Raw genomic sequence first — 17,508 nt, 5'->3', positions numbered from 1 at the left:
CATGAGCCGTACTACACTTGACCTCTGGGTCGGATTTTTCGTCGCCGTCGGATTGGGCGCACTGTTGTTTCTTGCCCTCAAAGTGGGCAACCTGGCATCGTCCAGCAGCGGGGAGACTTATGCAATCCACGCCAAATTTGATAACATCGGCGGCCTGAAGGTGCGCGGCGCGGTCAAGAGCGCCGGCGTCGTGGTGGGACGCGTGACGGAGATTCGCTTCGATCCCGAGGCCTATCTCGGCGTGGTCACCATCCAGCTCGATGCGCGTTACAAGTTCCCGCGCGATACCTTCGCGACGATCAACACGTCGGGTTTGCTGGGCGAGCAGTACATAGGATTCGAAGTGGGCGGCGACACGGAAATGCTGAAACCGGGGGATACGATCAAGAAGACCCAGTCGGCGGTGGTTCTGGAAAAGCTGATCAGCCAGTTCATGTTCAACAAGGCCGCCGAGGATGGCGACAAGAGCAAAAAGTAGTTAACAGGTACCCGAGAAGAATGAAGACCACCTTCCCTGCCCGCATCAAATCCGTCGCCATGGCCATTGCAGCCGTTGGCTTGTTGACCGGGTGCGCCACCTCGGGAAATCCCAAGGATCCGATCGAGGGCTTCAATCGCGCCATGTTCGCTTTCAACGAAGGGCTCGATTCGGCGATCATCAAGCCGGTCGCCAAGGGCTACGACCACGTGCTGCCTTCACCGATCAAGACGGGCGTCACCAATTTCTTCAGCAACATCGAAGACCTCTTCATCGGCGTGAATAACCTGTTGCAGGGCAAGGTGCCGGAGGCATTCAGCGATCTGGGCCGGGTGGTGATCAACAGTACTGTCGGCCTGCTGGGCGTGATCGATTTCGCATCGGATGCCGGCCTCGAAAAGCATGAAGAGGATTTCGGCCAGACCTTTGGTCGCTGGGGTGTCGGCAATGGCGCCTATGTGGTGATTCCGGTATTCGGCTCGCGCACCGTCCGCGACACCGTCGGCCTGGTGCTCGATGTTGCGACCGATCCGGTGGCGAACCACAATCCGGAGCGGACCCGCGATATCGCACTGGCTCTGCGCCTGGTGAACGACCGGGCCAATCTGCTGCCGGCCGACAAGGTCATCGAGGAAGCCGCGCTGGACAAGTATTCGTACATGCGCGACGCCTATCTGCAGCGCCGCCGCAACCTGATTCACGACGGCAATCCGCCGCGGGAAGTGGAGGCGAATGCTGAGTCGGCGGATCCGGCGGCCAGCGCCGAAGCGCAAGCCGGCGAGCCGCGGGCCGAAGCAACGCCCGCATCCGTCCTGGTGGCCAGCACGGAACCGGCCGTAGCGAATTAGTATCCCCGCGGGCGCATGTGGCCCAATACCAGTAATCTCAGGAAATCCAGAATGAAATCCCTGTTTGCATTCTTCAGCGGCCTGCTCATCGCCACGACGGCGATGGCGCAGGAAGTCGCCCCCGACGTGCTCGTCAAGAACGTTACCAACGAGGTGCTGGACATTGTCCGCAAGGACAAGGACATCCAGTCCGGCAACACCAAAAAGGCCATCGACCTGGTTGATGCCAAGGTGCTGCCGCACTTCAACTTCACGCGCATGACGCAACTGGCGATGGCGCGGGACTGGCGCCAGACCACTCCGGCGCAGCAGAAGGTGCTGACCGACGAGTTTCGCCTCCTGCTGGTGCGCACCTATTCCAAGGCGCTGACCGAGTACAAGAACCAGACCGTCAATTTCAAACCCTTCACGCTCAAGGCTGGCGAGACCGACGTCCGTGTCCGCACCGAGATCAAGCAGGCGGGTGCCGGCAAGAACATCGAACTGGACTACTTCCTGGAAAAGTCCGGGACCGCCTGGAAGGTCTATGACATCGAGGTTGGCGGCATCAGCCTGGTCACCAATTACCGCGAGTCCTTCGCTTCCGAAGTACGCAACAACGGTATTGACGGCCTGATCAAGTCCCTCCAGGCAAAGAACAAGTCCGGCGAGGCGACCTCGGTAAAGAAATGAACGACTTTTCCCCCATCCCCTTTTCCGGGAAAAGGGGTGATTTCGGCTCGCGTTGCTCGCAGACTCCTGAAAGGTCCGCCTTGGGGCGGCCCGGCGGCAGACCATGATCCGCATCACGGGTGATCACGTCGAAGTGTCAGGCCCGATGACCATGTCGGGCGCTGCCGCACTGCTTGCCGAAGGTGAAGCAGCGATCGCGTCGAATGCCGCCGCATTCGATCTCGCCGCCGTCACCGAGATGGACTCCTCCTGCCTTGCCGTGGTCTTCGGCTGGATGCGCGCAGCGAAGGCCGGCGGCAAAACCTTGCGCCTTCTGAACCCGCCGCAGAATCTGCTGAGCCTCGCCGCCGTCTACGGCGTTGCCGACCTCCTTCCGCAGCCCTGACGCAGCCTTCGGGTTGGTCACGTTCATGTCCGCTGCGATCCGCATTCAGCAGGTCTCAAAGTGTTTTGGCAGTACCCAGGCACTCGACCGGGTCGATCTTGAGGTCCGGCAGGGCGAGTTTTTCGGGCTGCTGGGCCCCAATGGCGCCGGCAAGACCACCCTGATCTCGGCGCTTGCCGGCCTGGTTCGGGCCGATTCCGGCAGCCTTTCGGTGATGGGGCACGACGTGCAGTCGGACTATCGCGTGGCGCGGCGTCATCTTGGGGTCGTGCCGCAGGAACTGGTATTCGATCCTTTTTTCACGGTGCGCGAGTCGCTGAAAATCCAGTCCGGCTATTTCGGCATCGGCGACAACGACGCCTGGATCGACGAGATACTGGAGAAACTGGGTCTTACGTCCAAGGCCAACGCCAACATGCGCATGCTGTCCGGCGGCATGAAGCGCCGGGTGCTGGTGGCGCAGGCGCTGGTGCATCGTCCGCCGGTGATCGTGCTCGACGAACCGACCGCCGGCGTCGATGTCGAGTTGCGGCAGACCTTGTGGGCTTTCATCCGGCAGCTCAACGAAGCGGGACACACCATCGTGCTGACCACGCACTATCTTGAGGAAGCCGAGAATCTGTGCACACGCATTGCGATGCTCAAGGCCGGCCGCGTGGTTGCCCTCGATACCACGGTGAATCTGCTGCGCCGCTTCTCTGCCCACAGCCTGCGCTTGCGCACCGACGGCGCGATGCCGCCCGAACTCGTTCGCGATGCCGCCCAGAATGGCGGATGGTGGTCCTTGCCCTTTGACGGCTTTGAAGAAGTCGAGCCGATGCTGACGAAAATTCGCGCCGCAGGCTGCCGGATCGACGATCTTGAAATCGGCAAGCCCGATCTGGAGGAGGTTTTTGTCCGGGTCATGCAAGGGTCGCAACAAGGGCAACAGAGCTGAGATGAGCGGCGGCTTTTCAACCCTTCTGTACAAGGAAGTACTGCGCTTCTGGAAAGTGGCCTCGCAGACGGTCGCCGCGCCGGTGCTGACGGCACTGCTCTACCTGCTGATCTTTTCCCATGTGCTGGAGGGGCACGTAAAGGTGCATGGCGTCGCCTACACCGCATTCCTGATCCCGGGGCTGGTGATGATGTCGGTTTTACAGAACGCCTTTGCCAATTCCTCGTCCTCGCTGATCCAGTCCAAGGTGACGGGCAACATCGTTTTTGTCCTGCTGCCGCCGATTTCCTACCTGGAGTTCTTCGCCGCCTATGTGCTGGCGTCGGTGGTACGGGGCCTGGTCGTCGGCGCGGGCGTCCTGCTGGCCACTTTCTGGTTCGCGCCACTGACGTTTGCCGAGCCCTGGTGGATTCTGGTCTTCGCGCTTATGGGCGGCGCCATTCTCGGCAGCCTCGGCGTGATCGCCGGCATCTGGGCCGACAAATTCGACCAGCTCGCCGCCTTCCAGAACTTCCTGATCATGCCGCTCACGTTTCTTTCCGGCGTGTTCTACTCTGTCAATTCATTGCCGACTTTCTGGCAGCAGGTGTCGCACTGGAACCCGGTTTTCTACATGATCGACGGCTTTCGCCATGGCTTTTTCGGTGTTTCCGATGCGTCGCCGTGGCTCAGCCTTGCCGTGGTCAGCGCGTGCCTGGCGCTGCTGGCCACATTCACCCTGAATCTGCTGAAGCGTGGCTACAAGCTGCGCGCCTGAGGAGTCACACCATGCTTGATCCAAAACAAATCGAAACCTGGATTTCCGCCGGCTTGCCTTGCGAGCATCTTTCCGTCGAGGGCGACGGCCACCATTTCGCCGCCGTCATCGTCAGCGGCGAGTTCGCCGGCCTCAACCGCGTCAAGCGGCAGCAGCGCATCAATGCCATTCTCAAGGCGCGTTTCGATTCGGGCGAATTGCATGCCCTGTCGATGCAGACCCTGACGCCGGAGGAATGGAAAGCCAATGGATAAGCTGCTGATCGCGGGAGGCATTCCGCTTTCCGGTGAAGTGGCCATCTCAGGGGCGAAGAACGCCGCCCTGCCTCTGCTGTGCGCTGCGCTGCTGACCCGCGAGCCGGTGACCTTCACCAATGTGCCGCACCTGAACGACATCGGCACCATGTTGAAGCTGCTGGCGCAGATGGGCGTCAAGGTGGCGCGCGAAGCCAGCAAAGTCGGCGCTGGGGACACGGTGACGCTGGACGCTTCGGGCCTCGACAATGCAGTCGCGCCCTACGAAATGGTGAAAACCATGCGTGCCTCGATCCTGGTGCTGGGACCGCTGGTGGCACGCGCCGGCGAAGCGCGGGTTTCGCTGCCGGGCGGCTGCGCCATCGGCGCACGGCCGGTGGATCAGCACATCAAGGGCCTGACCGCGATGGGTGCCGAAGTCAATGTCGAGCAGGGCTATGTCCATGCCCGCGCCACGCGGCTCAAGGGCGCCCGCCTGTTCACCGACATGGTGACCGTGACCGGCACCGAGAATCTGATGATGGCGGCCTGCCTGGCGCAGGGCGAAACCGTGATCGAGAACGCCGCGCGCGAGCCGGAAGTGGTCGACCTGGCCAATTGCCTGGTCGCCATGGGCGCGCGCATTTCCGGCGCCGGTGGCGACGTGATCCGCATCCAGGGCGTGGATGCCCTGCACGGCGCCACGCATCGCATCATGCCCGACCGCATCGAGACGGGTACCTATCTCTGTGCTGCGGCCGCTACGGGGGGCGACATCCGCCTCACCGGAGCCTCGGCAAGCTGCCTCGATGCCGTGATCGACAAGTTGATGGACACCGGCTGCGAAGTCGTTGCCGAGCGCGATGCGATCCGCCTCAAGGCGCCGCGCCGACTCACGGCGGTGAGCATCCGCACCGCGCCCTATCCGGCTTTTCCCACCGACATGCAGGCCCAGTTCATGGCGATCAACGCCGTGGCCGAGGGCACCGCCGTGATGCGCGAAACGATTTTCGAGAACCGCTTCATGCACGCCGTGGAACTGATCCGGCTTGGCGCCGACATCAAGATCGACGGCAATACGGCCTTTGTTACCGGCCGCGAAAAGCTCGACGGCGCCACGGTGATGGCCACCGACCTGCGCGCCTCGGCCAGCCTGGTCATCGCCGGCCTGGTGGCGCAGGGCGAGACGCTGATCGAGCGCATCTATCATCTCGACCGGGGCTACGAGGGGCTGGAGCAGAAACTGGCCATTTTGGGCGCCAACATTCGACGGGTAAAATAGATTCATGAGCGGAATCACCATCGCCCTCTCCAAGGGCCGCATCTTCGAGGAAACCCTGCCGCTGCTGGCGGCGGCGGGCATCGTGCCGGCCGAAGATCCCGAAAAGTCGCGCAAGCTGATCATCGGCACCAATCGCGCCGATGTCCGCGTAGTGATTGTGCGTGCCTCGGATGTGCCAACCTATGTGCAATACGGCGCGGCCGATCTGGGCATCGCCGGCAAGGATGTGTTGCTGGAACACGGCGGCGTCGGGCTCTACCAGCCGCTGGATCTGAACATTGCCAAATGTCGCATGTGTGTCGCGGCCCCGGTCGGTTTCGACTACGCCGCCGCGGTGCGCAGCGGCGCGCGCCTGCGCATTGCCACCAAGTACATCGCCGTGGCGCGCGAACACTTTGCCGCCAAGGGCGTGCATGTCGACCTGATCAAGCTGTATGGCTCGATGGAACTGGCCCCGCTGGCCGGTTTGGCCGAGGCCATCGTCGATCTGGTGTCAAGCGGCGCGACGCTGAAGGCCAACAAACTGGTCGAGGTCGAGGAGATCATGAACATTTCCTCGCGTCTGGTGGTGAATCAGGCCGCGCTGAAGATGAAGCGCGAACTGCTGCAGCCCGTCATCGCCGCGATCGAAGGCGCCATTCGATGATTCGCCGTCTCTCCAGCGCCGACTCCGGTTTTGCCGCGACACTCGATGCCCTGCTGCATTTCGATCATTCGACCGACGACGCCATCGAACAGACGGTGGCCGAAATTCTCAAGCGCGTGCGCACGGAAGGCGATGCGGCGGTGCTCGAATTCACGCGCCGCTTCGACCAGCTCGATGCCGGCACCATGGCCGAACTCGAACTGCCGAGAAGCGAATTGCGACGGGCGCTGGATGGCCTGCCGGCGGCCCAGCGCTCCGCGCTTGAAGCCGCGGCGAAGCGGGTCAGCGACTACCACGAGCGGCAGAAGCTCGAGTCGTGGAGCTTCACCGAGGCCGACGGCACTCGACTCGGGCAGAAGGTTACGGCGCTGGATCGCGTCGGCCTTTACGTGCCGGGCGGCAAGGCGGCCTATCCCAGTTCGGTATTGATGAACGCCCTGCCGGCCAAGGTGGCGGGCGTCAATGAGCTGATCATGGTGGTGCCCACTCCGCGTGGCGAAAAGAACGCGCTGGTGCTGGCGGCCGCGTGCCTCGCCGGCGTCGATCGCGTCTTCACCATCGGCGGTGCGCAGGCCGTTGCGGCGCTGGCCTATGGTACGCAAACCATCCCGCAGGTGGACAAGATCGTCGGTCCCGGCAACGCCTATGTCGCGGCAGCCAAGCGCCGCGTCTTCGGCACGGTCGGCATCGACATGGTGGCGGGTCCGTCCGAAGTGCTGATCATCGCCGACGCCTCGGCCAATCCCGACTGGGTGGCGATCGATCTGTTCGCCCAGGCCGAGCACGACGAACTGGCGCAGTCGATCCTGCTGAGTCCGGATGCCGATTTCATCGCGCGGGTCGCGGCAAGCATCGAGAAGCTGCTGCCGACCATGCCGCGCCGTGAAGTGATTGCCGCCTCGCTCAAGGGACGCGGCGCACTGATACATGTGGCCGATTTCGACGAAGCCTGCGCCCTGGCCAACCGCATTGCGCCGGAACACCTGGAACTGGCGGTGGCCGATCCGGCGCCGCTGGCGGAAAAGATTCGCCATGCCGGCGCGATTTTCGTCGGCCACTATGCGTCGGAATCGCTCGGCGACTACTGCGCCGGCCCCAACCACGTGCTGCCGACCTCGCGCAGTGCACGCTTTTCATCGCCGTTGGGCGTCTATGACTTCCAGAAGCGTTCCAGCCTGATCGAGGTGTCACAGGCCGGCGCGCAAACCCTGGGGCCGATCGCCGCGACACTGGCGCATGGCGAAGGGCTCACGGCCCACGCCCGCGCGGCGGAGCTGCGCATCAAGCCTTAGTCGGCAGATCAGCTCCGCAAGAACGGGTTCCCGCAGCACAGGCAGCTTCCCCGCAGACGTCATTTCCTGCTATTCTGACTATATGGTCAGAATGATGTGGGGATGCCATGAGAACTGTTCCTGTCGTACAAATGAAAGCCAATCTCTCCGCCCTGCTTGCCGAGGTCGAGCGGGGCGAGGAGATTGCCATTACCCGTCACGGGCAAGTCGTCGCTCGCCTGGTACCGGATAGTCCGCGCATGGCCGCAGACGCCTTCCGGGCGTTTTGGAGTGACGGTGAGATCGATCTCGAAGCGCCCTCCGACCGCATGCCCGAACCTGTTGCTCCGCTCGACTGAACGATGCGTTACCTTCTGGATACCAACATCGTGATTGCGGCCATGAAGGGTCATCCCGCCGTGGTTGGCCGGCTTGAAAGCACGCCGCTGGCAAACCTGGTTCTGTCTCCTCTGGTGTTGGGAGAACTGGAATTCGGCGCCGAAAAAAGTGCCCATTCCGAGCGCAATCGAGCGCGCCTCGCCGAACTGGCGGAGCGCTTGCCGCTGGCGGCGGTCGATGCGGAAACGAGCGGTTGCTATGGTCGAGTCCGCGCGGAACTCGAACAACACGGCACGCCAATCGGCGCCAACGATATCTGGATCGCGGCCCATGCCTTGGCCCTCGACGCCACACTGGTGACCGACAACATCCGGGAGTTTTCGCGGGTTCCGGGCTTGGCCGTCGAGAATTGGCTGGAGCGGCGCGAGGGCTGAGAAACAGGACTGCGCATCGCGCATGCCACCCGCTTTCCACTGGTACGCTTTGGGCGGAAGGATTGCGGCACGGTTAACCGCCGTACCGCCGGCGCCGACTTTCAGGTTTTGATTTGCGCGCCCCGCAGGTCGGGGACAGGCCGCCGCCTCATGCGCTTCCGCCCTGCGGGTTGCTGCCCTTCACCTTCACTGCGAATCACCATATGACTCAGCATCATTCTCAGGGCCGCCGAACACAGAGAGCCCGAGCATTAATTCTGTATTTCACATTGACAGCACTTCTTTCGCCAGTCATTAGGGAGACACCCTCGACCTCGGAGGAACCGTTGGACTCATTGCTCCAGAACAACAGCCCAGTCAGGCGGGACTTTGAGGAGACTTTGCACGTCGATTTATGACACGGCGTTGGCTGCCCAGTCTTGTAGCTATTCTCAAGTTCGGCCACGGTCGGCAAACCCCAGCCACTGCCTTGGCTCGCGCAATAGTGGGTGGCTTCGCTCCAGTTAATGTCCGCGCCGTTGTCCGAATCTGCCCATTCCTTGAACACTTGGGGCGCAATGGGAGGAGAAGTGCTTTGCGCAAGGAGAGGTTGAGTCATCGCCGCATCGACGCCAGCATCGGGAAGCATCCTGGCAGGACGGAAACCGAAATGGCCCCCCCGGCTTGTCGTATAGAGATTCATGCGATTCGTGGGACGTGCATAAAGTGCAAGCAGTGCCCAGGCCCCCCCGCGCACCACGCGCATCGCGCAATTACCTGTCATCCAGGGACTGCCATCGCTCGGCGCTCCGTTGTAGTTCACGTTCCAGCAATCCTGCGTCCACTCGGAGACGTTGCCGCTCATGTCATAAAGCCCCCAGGCATTGGCCTGCTTGCTGGCGACTTGTCGTGTCGTGTCGTTACTGTTGAAGACGTACCAGACTGCGCTATCCAGAGCGTCGCTGCCACAGTAGGTTGCTGTCCCGCCAGCTCGACAGGCGAATTCCCACTCCGCTTCTGACGGCAGCCGGTAAGTCTTTCCGGTTTTCTGGCTCAACTTGCGCAGGTACTCCTGCGCATCGTCCCAGCTTACGTTCTCCACCGGACACTTATCGCCGCAACTTGAGAATTGGCTGGAATGGCTACCCATGAGCGACCGCCATTGACCTTGGGTTACTTCAGTCTTTCCTAGCGCGAATGGTTTGCCGATTTGGACTCTGTGGATGGGCTTTTCATTTCCATAGTCATTTGAACCCATCTCGAAGCTCCCGCTCGGAATGACAACCATCTCCGGACACTCGATACAGTCCAAGAAAGTCATTCCCGCTACCGCCGGAGCCAACCGGGTTGTCGTTGATTCATCCACCCTGGCAGGCTTCCTTTTTACCCGTCGCTCCGCCAGGGCAACAAATTGCCCATTCGGATACTTGTCGAGATAGGCCTGAAAATCCTCTACGTCGCTGCTATTTTTGATGCTTTCCCAGAACGAGATTTCCACAGCGGTCATATCAACCGGTACAGACAGTGGGGGCTCAGTGCCGGACGCTGCACCTGCTACCGAGCGAAAATAGAAATCCCCACGCAGACTGCCCTCTACCCAAGGCTCCTGTTTTCCTTTTGTCTTCGCCACCACGGTGTTGGCAACGCGCTTCAGCATCAACTCGACTGGCACACCGGGTTCGCTGATCTGTCCGAGAAGTGCCTCGGTGTATGTGCCATTCTTGCCCTCGCCGTCGGAGGCGACGCTGCCGGGGCGGGTGGCGTAGTGGATCAGGGTGCCGGAGGCGGCCTCGACTTTCGCCAGTCCGCGTGAGGTGCTGCGAAAGCGGCGGGCGAACGGGTTGTCGCGACAGGCATCGAGGAACACCAGGCTGACACCGGCCTTGGCTTCATCCATGTTGTCGAGCAGGTTGCCCAGATTCAGGCTTTGCAGCGGCACGTCTTCTTCGCTGGAAATGTCGGCGTCGGTCGCCGGAAAATAATTCTGGCCCTTGAACTGAACTCCGTGACCGGCATAGAAGAACAGCGCCACGCCACCAGGGGTTATCTTGCTGCGAAACTCCCGATAGACGCCACCGATCTCGCGTTGCTTGAGATTCTCTCGAAGGACGATATCGAAGCCAAGGGAGCGCAAGCGGTTGGCGATGGCACGTGCGTCGTTGACCGGATTGACCAATGGGCCGCTTTTGTAGGTGGCGTTGCCAATGACGAGGGCGACACGCTTTTCGGCACTCGCGGGTGCAATACCAAGGTTGCGTTGTGGTTCCGCCGCCGTAACGTTACCCAGCCAAACTGCCAAGAAAAAAATCAATAACTTCATGGGCAAAGGATACACCTGCGAACCTACGTTACGAAAATGCGCAGATACCGGCAATACCCTGTCAGCGGCCGCTCAAGGCTCATACTCACGGCATCGGCAATGACCGTTCCCGCTGGATAGCTGACGGTCACCCCGTCAATCCCAATGACGGCACCGGGCGCATTCCCGACCCGAAAGGTCGCGACAGAACTGGGCTCGGCTGATTCAAGCGCCGAGGATTTCCTTCAGCGCCGCTACCAGCGCGTCGCATTGTTCGTCCGTACCGACCGTAATCCGCAGGAACTGCTCGATGCGCGGCAGCTTGAAATGGCGCACGATGATGCTGCGTCGCCGTAGCGCCAGCGCCGACTCTTGCGCGTCGTGTTGTGGATGGCGGGCGAAGATGAAGTTGGCCGCCGACGGCAGCACCTCGAAACCCAGCGCCTTCAAGTCGCCGACCAGTTTTTCGCGCGTGGCGATCACCGCTTTGCAGGTCTTGTCGAAATACTCGCGGTCTTCGATGGCGGCGACCGCACCCGCTATCGCCAGCCGGTCCAGCGGATAGGAATTGAAGCTGTTCTTGACCCGTTCCAGCGCCTCGATCAGATCGACATGGCCGACCGCGAAGCCGACGCGCAGCCCGGCCAGCGAGCGCGACTTGGAGAGTGTCTGCACCACCAGCAGGTTGGGGTAGCGAGCGGTCAGCGAAATCGCGCTCTCGCCGCCGAAATCGACATAGGCCTCGTCGATTACCACGACCGAATCGGGGTTCGACTGCAACAGGCGTTCGATCTCGACCAGCGGCACCAGGCAACCGGTCGGCGCGTTGGGGTTGGGGAAAATGATGCCGCCGTTCGGCTTGGCGTAGTCGCCCAGCCGAATCGAAAAATCGTTCGCGAGCGGAATGGTTTCGAAGTCCACCTGGTACAGCCCGCAATACACCGGATAGAAGCTGTAGCTGATGTCGGGGAACAGGATCGGTCGCGACTGCTTCAGCAAGCCGAGGAAGATGTGCGCCAGGACTTCATCCGAGCCGTTGCCGACGAAGACATTTTGCGCGCCGATGCCGTGGTACTTGCCAATGGCAGCCTTGAGCTGCTCGGCGTTCGGATCGGGGTATAGCTTGAGCGATTCCCCGGTGGCGGCGCGAATCGCTTCCAGCGCACGCGGCGACGGCCCGTAGGGGTTCTCGTTGGTGTTGAGTTTCACCAGGTTGGCGAGCTTGGGTTGCTCGCCCGGCACGTAGGGCGTAAGGCCCTTGACGACATCGCTCCAGAAGCGGCTCATGGCTGGGTGGAATGGCAGGTTGGGTGGTGGGTGGCGGGCGTGCAGCGGACTAGGCCGATGGTATCATGCAGGCCTCGACCCTTCGCTTGATCACCACTGCCATGCGGCAAGCCGAAATCACACGCAACACGCTGGAAACAAAAATTCGCGTCGCCCTCGATCTCGACGGCACGGGAGTTTCCAAACTCGACACCGGCGTGGGTTTCTTCGACCACATGCTGGACCAGATCGCGCGCCACGGCTTGATCGACCTGAGCGTCGAGGCCAAGGGCGACCTGCACATCGACGCGCATCACACCATCGAGGATGTCGGCATCACCCTCGGCCAGGCGCTGGCCAAGGCCTTGGGCGACAAGAAGGGCCTGCGCCGTTACGGCCATGCCTACGTGCCGCTCGACGAGGCGCTGTCGCGCGTGGTGGTGGATTTGTCCGGTCGACCCGGCCTGGTGTTCAACGTGCCCTTCACCCGCGCCACCATCGGCGAGTTCGATGTCGACCTGGTGCGCGAGTTTTTCCAGGGCCTGGTCAATCACGCCGGCATCACGCTGCACATCGACGCCTTGCGTGGCGACAACTCCCACCATCAGGCCGAGACGGTGTTCAAGGCCTTTGCCCGGGCGCTGCGCATGGCGGTGGAAGCCGATCCGCGTGCGGCGGGCGCCGTGCCGTCAACGAAGGGTTCGCTCTGATCCTTCCATGAGCACGGTTGTCGTCGTCGATTACGGCATGGGCAATTTGCGCTCGGTGGCCAAGGCCATAGAGCACGTTGCCCCCGAGGCCGAGGTTCGCGTCAGTTCGGATGCCGCCGAGATTGCAGCTGCCGACCGCGTCGTCGTACCCGGCCAGGGCGCGATGCCGGATTGCATGCGCGAGCTGTCGGCGCGCGGCTTGCGCGAGGCGGTCGTTCGCGCCGCCGCTGAAAAGCCCTTTCTCGGAATATGCGTCGGCTTGCAGATGCTCTTCGGACATGCCGAGGAGGGCGATGTCATGGGCCTCGAAATCCTGCCGGGCCGCGTGCCGCGCTTTCCCGGCGAGGCCATGGCGGCGCCCGACGGCTCGCGTCTGAAGGTGCCGCACATGGGCTGGAACCAGGTGCAGCAGGTTGAAGCCCATCCGCTGTGGGATGGCATCGAGGATGGTGCGCGCTTCTATTTCGTGCATAGTTATTACGTCGAGCCGCAGAGTCCCGAGGTGATTGCCGGTTCAACCCACTATGGCATCCCCTTTACCAGTGCGGTTGCCCGCGCTAACATCTTCGCCGTGCAATTCCATCCCGAAAAAAGCGCCCAGGCCGGTTTGCGTCTGCTCGGCAATTTCATGCGCTGGAACCCCTGATCAAAACGCCTGCCAGGCATTTCTTTATCTCCACATTTCACTATGCTGCTGATACCCGCGATTGATCTCAAGGACGGTCACTGTGTCCGTCTGAAGCAGGGCGCCATGGAAGACGCCACGGTGTTTTCCGAAGATCCGGCGGCGATGGCCCGGCACTGGATAGACCAGGGCGCGCGCCGTCTGCATCTGGTCGACCTCAATGGCGCCTTTGCCGGCAAGCCGAAGAACGAAGCCGCGATCAAGGCCATCCTCAAGGAAGTCGGCGACGAGATTCCGGTGCAACTGGGCGGCGGCATTCGTGACCTGGACACCATCGAGCGCTGCCTCGATGACGGCATTACCTACGTCATCATCGGCACTGCGGCGGTGAAGAACCCCGGCTTCCTGCACGATGCCTGCGGGGCCTTTCCCGGACACATCATCGTCGGGCTGGATGCCAAGGACGGCAAGGTGGCGGTCGATGGCTGGTCCAAGATGACCGGGCACGATGTCGTCGATCTGGCGAAGAAGTTCGAGGACTACGGCGTCGAAGCCGTCATCTATACCGACATCGGGCGCGACGGCATGCTTTCCGGGGTGAACATCGAGGCCACGGTGAAGCTGGCCCAGGCCTTGCGCATCCCGGTGATCGCCAGCGGCGGCATCGCCAGCGTGAAGGATGTCAAGGCACTCTGCGCGGTGCAGGGCGAGGGCATTTCGGGCGCCATCACCGGCCGCGCGATTTACGAGGGCAAGCTCGACTTCAAGAAGGCCCAGGCCGAGGCCGACAAGCTCAGCAAGGCGCCAGCGGCCTGAGCGGCCGGCCCATGCTCGCCAAGCGCATCATTCCCTGCCTCGACGTCAGCGCCGGCCGCGTGGTCAAGGGCGTGAACTTCGTCGAACTGCGCGATGCCGGCGATCCGGTCGAGATCGCGCGGCGCTACGACGAGCAGGGCGCCGACGAGATCACCTTTCTCGACATTACGGCCAGTTCCGACGACCGTGACATCATCCTGCACATCGTCGAGGCGGTTGCTTCGCAAGTGTTCATTCCCCTGACCGTGGGCGGCGGCGTGCGCCAGGTCGAGGACGTGCGGCGCCTGCTGAATGCCGGCGCCGACAAGGTCAGCATGAACACGGCGGCGGTGAATAATCCGCAACTGGTGGCCGACGCTTCCGGCAAGGTCGGCAGCCAGTGCATCGTCGTCGCCATCGACGCCAAGCAGACGTCACCGGGAAAATGGGAGGTCTTCACTCACGGCGGGCGCAAGAACACGGGACTCGATGCCATCGAATGGGCGCGCAAGGTCGAGAGCCTGGGTGCGGGAGAGATTCTGCTGACCAGCATGGATCGCGACGGCACCAAGGCCGGTTTCGACCTGCCACTCACGCGCGCGGTCGCCGATGCAGTGGGCATTCCGGTGATAGCCAGCGGCGGCGTGGGCACCTTGCAGCATCTGGCCGATGGCGTGACGGAAGGTCGCGCCGATGCCGTACTGGCGGCGAGCATTTTCCACTATGGCGAATACACGGTGCGCCAGGCCAAGGAATTCATGCGCAGTCGCGGCATCGAGGTGCGGCTGTGAGCGCGCCCCGCCGGGCCGTCCCAAGGGGCGCGCAGCCAGGCGATGGAGTCGCGCAGCGGCGAACCTCTGTCACCCCCTGCCTTGGGCAGGGGGCTGGGGGGAGGGCGGTCCTGTGAGCGCACCGGCAAACAGTCAATGGCTGGACGAAGTGCTTTGGGACGAGCAGGGCCTCATTCCCGCCATCGCGCAGGACGCGAAGACGGGCGAAGTGCTGATGTTCGCCTGGATGAATCGCGAGGCGCTGGCGCTGACCGCCGAAACGGGTCACGCCGTGTATTGGTCGCGTTCGCGCGGCCGCCTGTGGCACAAGGGAGAAGAATCCGGCCACACGCAGCGGGTACTTGAACTGCGCGTCGATTGCGACCAGGACGTAGTGCTGCTGAAGATCGAGCAGGTGGGCGGCATCGCCTGCCACACCGGGCGCCGCAGTTGCTTCTTTAACCGGCTCGAAACCTCGGGCTGGCAGGATGTCGAGCCGGTCCTCAAGGATCCGAAGGAGATATACAAGTGATTGATCTCGAAGTTATTCATCGTGTCCAGGCGACGCTGCTCGAACGCAAGGGCGCGGCCCCCGATTCATCCTACGTCGCCAGCCTGTATGCCAAGGGCACCGACGCGATCTGCAAGAAGGTGGCGGAGGAAGCCGCCGAAACCATCATGGCGGCCAAGGACGGTGATCGCCTGCATCTGGTGCGCGAAGTGACCGATCTGTGGTTTCACAGCATGATCCTGCTAACCCAGTTCGGCATCGGCGTCGATGATGTGATGGTCGAGTTCCGCCGCCGGGAAGGCATTTCCGGCATCGACGAGAAGAACAGCCGGAATCCCCAACCATGAGCGACTGCATCTTCTGCAAGATCGCGCGCGGCGAAATTCCGTCGAAGAAGGTTTACGAAGACGAAGAAATCTTCGCCTTCAACGACATCAACCCGATCGCGCCGGTGCATTTCATGATCGTGCCGAAACAGCACATCGCGTCGCTGATGGACGCCGACATGAGCCACCAGATGGTGCTCGGGCGGATTCTGGCCAAGGCCAACGAACTGGCCCGCAGCCAGGGACTCACCGAGGGCTTCCGCACCATCATCAACACCGGGCGGATCGGTCATCAGGAGGTGTATCATCTCCACGTTCATATTCTGGGCGGCCCCGAGCCCCTGGGGTCAATGCTTAAGCGCAAGGCGCCTTGAGAACTCTCACTGAGCGCGAGGAGAAAATACAATGGGATCTTTCAGTATCTGGCACTGGCTGATTGTGCTGGTGATTGTCATGCTGGTATTCGGCACCAAGAAGCTGCGCAACATGGGGTCCGACCTCGGCGGCGCGGTCAAGGGCTTCAAGGACGGCATGAAGGAGGCCAGCGCTGACAAACCCGCCGACAAGCCGGTGGATCCGCAGCAGGTCACGGGACAGACCATCGACGTCGAAGCGCGTCGCGAACAGACCAAATCCTGAATCCTGGCGGAAGGGCGGGCTGCCGGTTTCTTCAGCAGTCGCCAGCCACTCCGCCGCCAACTTTTTCCTGATTTCCCCAACGAACCCATGTTCGACGTCGGCCTTTCCGAGTTGATGGTGATCGCCGTCGTGGCGCTGGTCGTCATCGGCCCCGAGCGCCTGCCCAAGGTGGCACGCACGGCGGGTCTCCTGCTCGGCCGTTTGCAGCGCTATGTCAGCGACGTCAAGTCCGACATCAATCGCGAGATTCAGCTCGATGAACTGAAGAAGATGCAGCAGCAGGTAACCGATCAGGTGAAAGGCCTCGAAGCCTCGGTGACACACGAAATGCGCGAAGTGGAATCTTCCGTCAACACCGCCGTCGCCCCGCTGACGGAACTCGCCGTCTCGCCAGCGCCGACTCCCGAGGCTGCATCGGCGACGGAGCTTGTGGCGGCCCCGACGGTCGATTCCCCTGCCGCCGTCGAAGTGCAGAAGTCCTGATGGCCGACGAACAGGAAACATTCCTCTCCCACCTGGTCGAGCTGCGCGATCGCCTGATCCGGGTGCTGATTGCCATCGGCATTGCTTTCGTGCCGCTGGCCTTTTATGCCCGCGAGTTGTATTCGCTGCTTGCCGCTCCCTTGCTGGCGACCCTGCCCGCCGGCGGCCAGATGATCGCCACGGATGTGGTCGGCGTATTCCTGGTGCCGATGAAAGTGGCGCTGACAGTCGCGTTTTTGATCGTCCTGCCCTATGTGCTGTATCAGGTCTGGGCCTTTGTCGCGCCGGGGCTGTATGCCCATGAAAAGAAGCTCGCGATGCCGTTGCTGGCCGCATCGGTGATCCTGTTTTTCATCGGCATGGCATTCGCCTATTTCGCCTTCTTCCCGATGGTGTTCGGCTTCATGTCCCAGTTCGCGCCCGAGGGCGTGGCGTGGATGACCGATATCGAAAAGTATTTCTCCTTCGTGCTCACCATGTTCCTGGCCTTCGGCGTCACTTTCGAGGTGCCGGTGATCGTCATCGTGCTGGTCAAGATCGGCGTGGTCGATGTGGTCAAGCTGCGCGAGTGGCGGCCTTACGTGATCGTCGGTGCCTTTGTGGTGGGCGCGGTGTTCACCCCGCCCGACGTGATCTCGCAGTTCATGATGGCGGTGCCGCTGTGGCTGCTCTATGAACTTGGCATCGTGCTGGCAAGCGTCATCGTGCGACCGACGCCCGAGGCCGTCGGCGTGTCCGACTACCGGCCGCCGTCCGACGAGGAAATGAACCGGGAACTCGATCGCGCCGAGCAGGCATCGCAAGACCAGAAAAGCTGAGCCCG

Annotated in this window: 24 protein-coding genes; 22 read left to right on the top strand and 2 right to left on the bottom strand. The window is 62.2% G+C overall.

The features are described 5' to 3' along the window. The first annotated feature begins 1 nt into the window (after position 1). The 12 genes from mlaD (at position 2) to SUTH_RS14165 (ending at position 8,282) form a co-directional block, all read left to right on the top strand. Positions 2–478 (top strand): outer membrane lipid asymmetry maintenance protein MlaD, encoded by a 477-nt coding sequence (mlaD, locus tag SUTH_RS14220; protein ID WP_041100169.1) that lies wholly within the window; start codon positions 2–4, stop codon positions 476–478. A 20-nt stretch (positions 479–498) separates the two neighbouring features. Beyond that, entirely contained in the window at positions 499–1,326 is an 828-nt protein-coding gene (locus tag SUTH_RS14215; protein ID WP_052473657.1) for an MlaA family lipoprotein, read from the top strand. Positions 1,327–1,377: 51 nt separating this feature from the next. Next, positions 1,378–1,998: an MlaC/ttg2D family ABC transporter substrate-binding protein gene (locus SUTH_RS14210; protein ID WP_041100167.1), complete on the top strand. Its 621-nt coding sequence runs from the start codon at positions 1,378–1,380 to the stop codon at positions 1,996–1,998. A 103-nt stretch (positions 1,999–2,101) separates the two neighbouring features. Beyond that, positions 2,102–2,383: an STAS domain-containing protein gene (locus tag SUTH_RS14205; RefSeq protein ID WP_052473656.1), complete on the top strand. Its 282-nt coding sequence runs from the start codon at positions 2,102–2,104 to the stop codon at positions 2,381–2,383. Between the two features lie 25 nt (positions 2,384–2,408). Further along, on the top strand, positions 2,409–3,320 hold the full coding sequence (locus SUTH_RS14200) for an ABC transporter ATP-binding protein (RefSeq protein WP_041100165.1): 912 nt from the start codon (positions 2,409–2,411) through the stop codon (positions 3,318–3,320). Between the two features lies 1 nt (position 3,321). Continuing rightward, positions 3,322–4,077 (top strand): ABC transporter permease, encoded by a 756-nt coding sequence (locus tag SUTH_RS14195; protein ID WP_041100163.1) that lies wholly within the window; start codon positions 3,322–3,324, stop codon positions 4,075–4,077. A gap of 11 nt (positions 4,078–4,088) precedes the next feature. Beyond that, a complete protein-coding gene (locus SUTH_RS14190; RefSeq protein ID WP_041100161.1) occupies positions 4,089–4,331 on the top strand; it encodes a BolA family protein in 243 nt (80 codons plus the stop codon). Further along, entirely contained in the window at positions 4,324–5,592 is a 1,269-nt protein-coding gene (gene murA, locus SUTH_RS14185; protein ID WP_041100159.1) for a UDP-N-acetylglucosamine 1-carboxyvinyltransferase, read from the top strand. The genes SUTH_RS14190 and murA overlap by 8 nt, the downstream gene beginning before the upstream one ends. A 4-nt stretch (positions 5,593–5,596) precedes the next feature. Next, a complete protein-coding gene (hisG, locus tag SUTH_RS14180) occupies positions 5,597–6,238 on the top strand; it encodes an ATP phosphoribosyltransferase (RefSeq protein WP_041100157.1) in 642 nt (213 codons plus the stop codon). Further along, positions 6,235–7,530, top strand: coding sequence for a histidinol dehydrogenase (gene hisD / locus SUTH_RS14175; protein WP_041100155.1), 1,296 nt, complete (start codon positions 6,235–6,237; stop codon positions 7,528–7,530). Before hisG ends, hisD begins: the two co-directional genes overlap by 4 nt. A 107-nt stretch (positions 7,531–7,637) precedes the next feature. Next, on the top strand, positions 7,638–7,868 hold the full coding sequence (locus SUTH_RS14170) for a type II toxin-antitoxin system Phd/YefM family antitoxin (protein WP_041100153.1): 231 nt from the start codon (positions 7,638–7,640) through the stop codon (positions 7,866–7,868). Positions 7,869–7,871: 3 nt separating this feature from the next. After that, the gene (locus tag SUTH_RS14165; protein WP_041100151.1) at positions 7,872–8,282 is read left to right on the top strand and encodes a PIN domain-containing protein; all 411 of its coding nucleotides are present in this window, start codon (positions 7,872–7,874) and stop codon (positions 8,280–8,282) included. 220 nt (positions 8,283–8,502) lie between these two features. On the opposite strand, the gene SUTH_RS18615 is transcribed toward SUTH_RS14165, so the two are convergent. Beyond that, a complete protein-coding gene (locus SUTH_RS18615) occupies positions 8,503–10,581 on the bottom strand; it encodes an SUMF1/EgtB/PvdO family nonheme iron enzyme (protein WP_052473655.1) in 2,079 nt (692 codons plus the stop codon). Between the two features lie 204 nt (positions 10,582–10,785). Then, on the bottom strand, positions 10,786–11,847 hold the full coding sequence (hisC, locus tag SUTH_RS14150) for a histidinol-phosphate transaminase (protein WP_041100149.1): 1,062 nt from the start codon (positions 11,845–11,847) through the stop codon (positions 10,786–10,788). Positions 11,848–11,948: 101 nt separating this feature from the next. On the opposite strand from hisC, the gene hisB reads away from it, so the two are divergent. The 10 genes from hisB (at position 11,949) to tatC (ending at position 17,503) form a co-directional block, all read left to right on the top strand. Next, complete coding sequence (gene hisB / locus SUTH_RS14145; protein ID WP_041102370.1) at positions 11,949–12,536, top strand: imidazoleglycerol-phosphate dehydratase HisB; 588 nt, start codon at positions 11,949–11,951, stop codon at positions 12,534–12,536. 7 nt (positions 12,537–12,543) lie between these two features. Continuing rightward, entirely contained in the window at positions 12,544–13,182 is a 639-nt protein-coding gene (hisH, locus tag SUTH_RS14140; RefSeq protein ID WP_041100147.1) for an imidazole glycerol phosphate synthase subunit HisH, read from the top strand. 42 nt (positions 13,183–13,224) lie between these two features. Beyond that, positions 13,225–13,977 carry a 1-(5-phosphoribosyl)-5-[(5-phosphoribosylamino)methylideneamino]imidazole-4-carboxamide isomerase gene (gene hisA, locus SUTH_RS14135; protein WP_041100145.1) on the top strand — a complete coding sequence of 251 codons (753 nt, stop codon included), beginning with the start codon at positions 13,225–13,227 and terminating at the stop codon, positions 13,975–13,977. A gap of 11 nt (positions 13,978–13,988) precedes the next feature. After that, positions 13,989–14,747: an imidazole glycerol phosphate synthase subunit HisF gene (gene hisF / locus SUTH_RS14130; protein ID WP_041100143.1), complete on the top strand. Its 759-nt coding sequence runs from the start codon at positions 13,989–13,991 to the stop codon at positions 14,745–14,747. A 112-nt stretch (positions 14,748–14,859) separates the two neighbouring features. Beyond that, positions 14,860–15,258, top strand: coding sequence for a phosphoribosyl-AMP cyclohydrolase (gene hisI / locus SUTH_RS14125; protein ID WP_041100141.1), 399 nt, complete (start codon positions 14,860–14,862; stop codon positions 15,256–15,258). Further along, positions 15,255–15,584 carry a phosphoribosyl-ATP diphosphatase gene (locus tag SUTH_RS14120; RefSeq protein ID WP_041100139.1) on the top strand — a complete coding sequence of 110 codons (330 nt, stop codon included), beginning with the start codon at positions 15,255–15,257 and terminating at the stop codon, positions 15,582–15,584. The genes hisI and SUTH_RS14120 overlap by 4 nt, the downstream gene beginning before the upstream one ends. Further along, entirely contained in the window at positions 15,581–15,937 is a 357-nt protein-coding gene (locus tag SUTH_RS14115; RefSeq protein ID WP_041100137.1) for a histidine triad nucleotide-binding protein, read from the top strand. Before SUTH_RS14120 ends, SUTH_RS14115 begins: the two co-directional genes overlap by 4 nt. A 31-nt stretch (positions 15,938–15,968) precedes the next feature. Beyond that, entirely contained in the window at positions 15,969–16,202 is a 234-nt protein-coding gene (tatA, locus tag SUTH_RS14110) for a Sec-independent protein translocase subunit TatA (RefSeq protein ID WP_041100135.1), read from the top strand. An 87-nt stretch (positions 16,203–16,289) separates the two neighbouring features. Beyond that, positions 16,290–16,685 carry a Sec-independent protein translocase protein TatB gene (tatB, locus tag SUTH_RS14105; RefSeq protein ID WP_041100132.1) on the top strand — a complete coding sequence of 132 codons (396 nt, stop codon included), beginning with the start codon at positions 16,290–16,292 and terminating at the stop codon, positions 16,683–16,685. Further along, on the top strand, positions 16,685–17,503 hold the full coding sequence (gene tatC, locus SUTH_RS14100; RefSeq protein WP_041100130.1) for a twin-arginine translocase subunit TatC: 819 nt from the start codon (positions 16,685–16,687) through the stop codon (positions 17,501–17,503). The genes tatB and tatC overlap by 1 nt, the downstream gene beginning before the upstream one ends. Positions 17,504–17,508: the final 5 nt, after the last annotated feature.

The organism is Sulfuritalea hydrogenivorans sk43H, assembly GCF_000828635.1.
GTDB lineage: Bacteria > Pseudomonadota > Gammaproteobacteria > Burkholderiales > Rhodocyclaceae > Sulfuritalea > Sulfuritalea hydrogenivorans.
Note: the sequence above shows the minus strand (reverse complement) of the source record. Positions and strands in the feature narration are given on the sequence as shown.

Bases quoted from the DNA above. Each gene is read 5' to 3' on its own strand.
- mlaD (WP_041100169.1), top strand. From the start codon at position 2: ATGAGCCGTACTACACTTGACCTCTGGGTCGGATTTTTCGTCGCCGTC.
- SUTH_RS14215 (WP_052473657.1), top strand. From the start codon at position 499: ATGAAGACCACCTTCCCTGCCCGCATCAAATCCGTCGCCATGGCCATT.
- SUTH_RS14210 (WP_041100167.1), top strand. From the start codon at position 1,378: ATGAAATCCCTGTTTGCATTCTTCAGCGGCCTGCTCATCGCCACGACG.
- SUTH_RS14205 (WP_052473656.1), top strand. From the start codon at position 2,102: ATGATCCGCATCACGGGTGATCACGTCGAAGTGTCAGGCCCGATGACC.
- SUTH_RS14200 (WP_041100165.1), top strand. From the start codon at position 2,409: ATGTCCGCTGCGATCCGCATTCAGCAGGTCTCAAAGTGTTTTGGCAGT.
- SUTH_RS14195 (WP_041100163.1), top strand. From the start codon at position 3,322: ATGAGCGGCGGCTTTTCAACCCTTCTGTACAAGGAAGTACTGCGCTTC.
- SUTH_RS14190 (WP_041100161.1), top strand. From the start codon at position 4,089: ATGCTTGATCCAAAACAAATCGAAACCTGGATTTCCGCCGGCTTGCCT.
- murA (WP_041100159.1), top strand. From the start codon at position 4,324: ATGGATAAGCTGCTGATCGCGGGAGGCATTCCGCTTTCCGGTGAAGTG.
- hisG (WP_041100157.1), top strand. From the start codon at position 5,597: ATGAGCGGAATCACCATCGCCCTCTCCAAGGGCCGCATCTTCGAGGAA.
- hisD (WP_041100155.1), top strand. From the start codon at position 6,235: ATGATTCGCCGTCTCTCCAGCGCCGACTCCGGTTTTGCCGCGACACTC.
- SUTH_RS14170 (WP_041100153.1), top strand. From the start codon at position 7,638: ATGAGAACTGTTCCTGTCGTACAAATGAAAGCCAATCTCTCCGCCCTG.
- SUTH_RS14165 (WP_041100151.1), top strand. From the start codon at position 7,872: ATGCGTTACCTTCTGGATACCAACATCGTGATTGCGGCCATGAAGGGT.
- SUTH_RS18615 (WP_052473655.1), bottom strand. From the start codon at position 10,581: ATGAAGTTATTGATTTTTTTCTTGGCAGTTTGGCTGGGTAACGTTACG.
- hisC (WP_041100149.1), bottom strand. From the start codon at position 11,847: ATGAGCCGCTTCTGGAGCGATGTCGTCAAGGGCCTTACGCCCTACGTG.
- hisB (WP_041102370.1), top strand. From the start codon at position 11,949: ATGCGGCAAGCCGAAATCACACGCAACACGCTGGAAACAAAAATTCGC.
- hisH (WP_041100147.1), top strand. From the start codon at position 12,544: ATGAGCACGGTTGTCGTCGTCGATTACGGCATGGGCAATTTGCGCTCG.
- hisA (WP_041100145.1), top strand. From the start codon at position 13,225: ATGCTGCTGATACCCGCGATTGATCTCAAGGACGGTCACTGTGTCCGT.
- hisF (WP_041100143.1), top strand. From the start codon at position 13,989: ATGCTCGCCAAGCGCATCATTCCCTGCCTCGACGTCAGCGCCGGCCGC.
- SUTH_RS14115 (WP_041100137.1), top strand. From the start codon at position 15,581: ATGAGCGACTGCATCTTCTGCAAGATCGCGCGCGGCGAAATTCCGTCG.
- tatA (WP_041100135.1), top strand. From the start codon at position 15,969: ATGGGATCTTTCAGTATCTGGCACTGGCTGATTGTGCTGGTGATTGTC.
- tatB (WP_041100132.1), top strand. From the start codon at position 16,290: ATGTTCGACGTCGGCCTTTCCGAGTTGATGGTGATCGCCGTCGTGGCG.
- tatC (WP_041100130.1), top strand. From the start codon at position 16,685: ATGGCCGACGAACAGGAAACATTCCTCTCCCACCTGGTCGAGCTGCGC.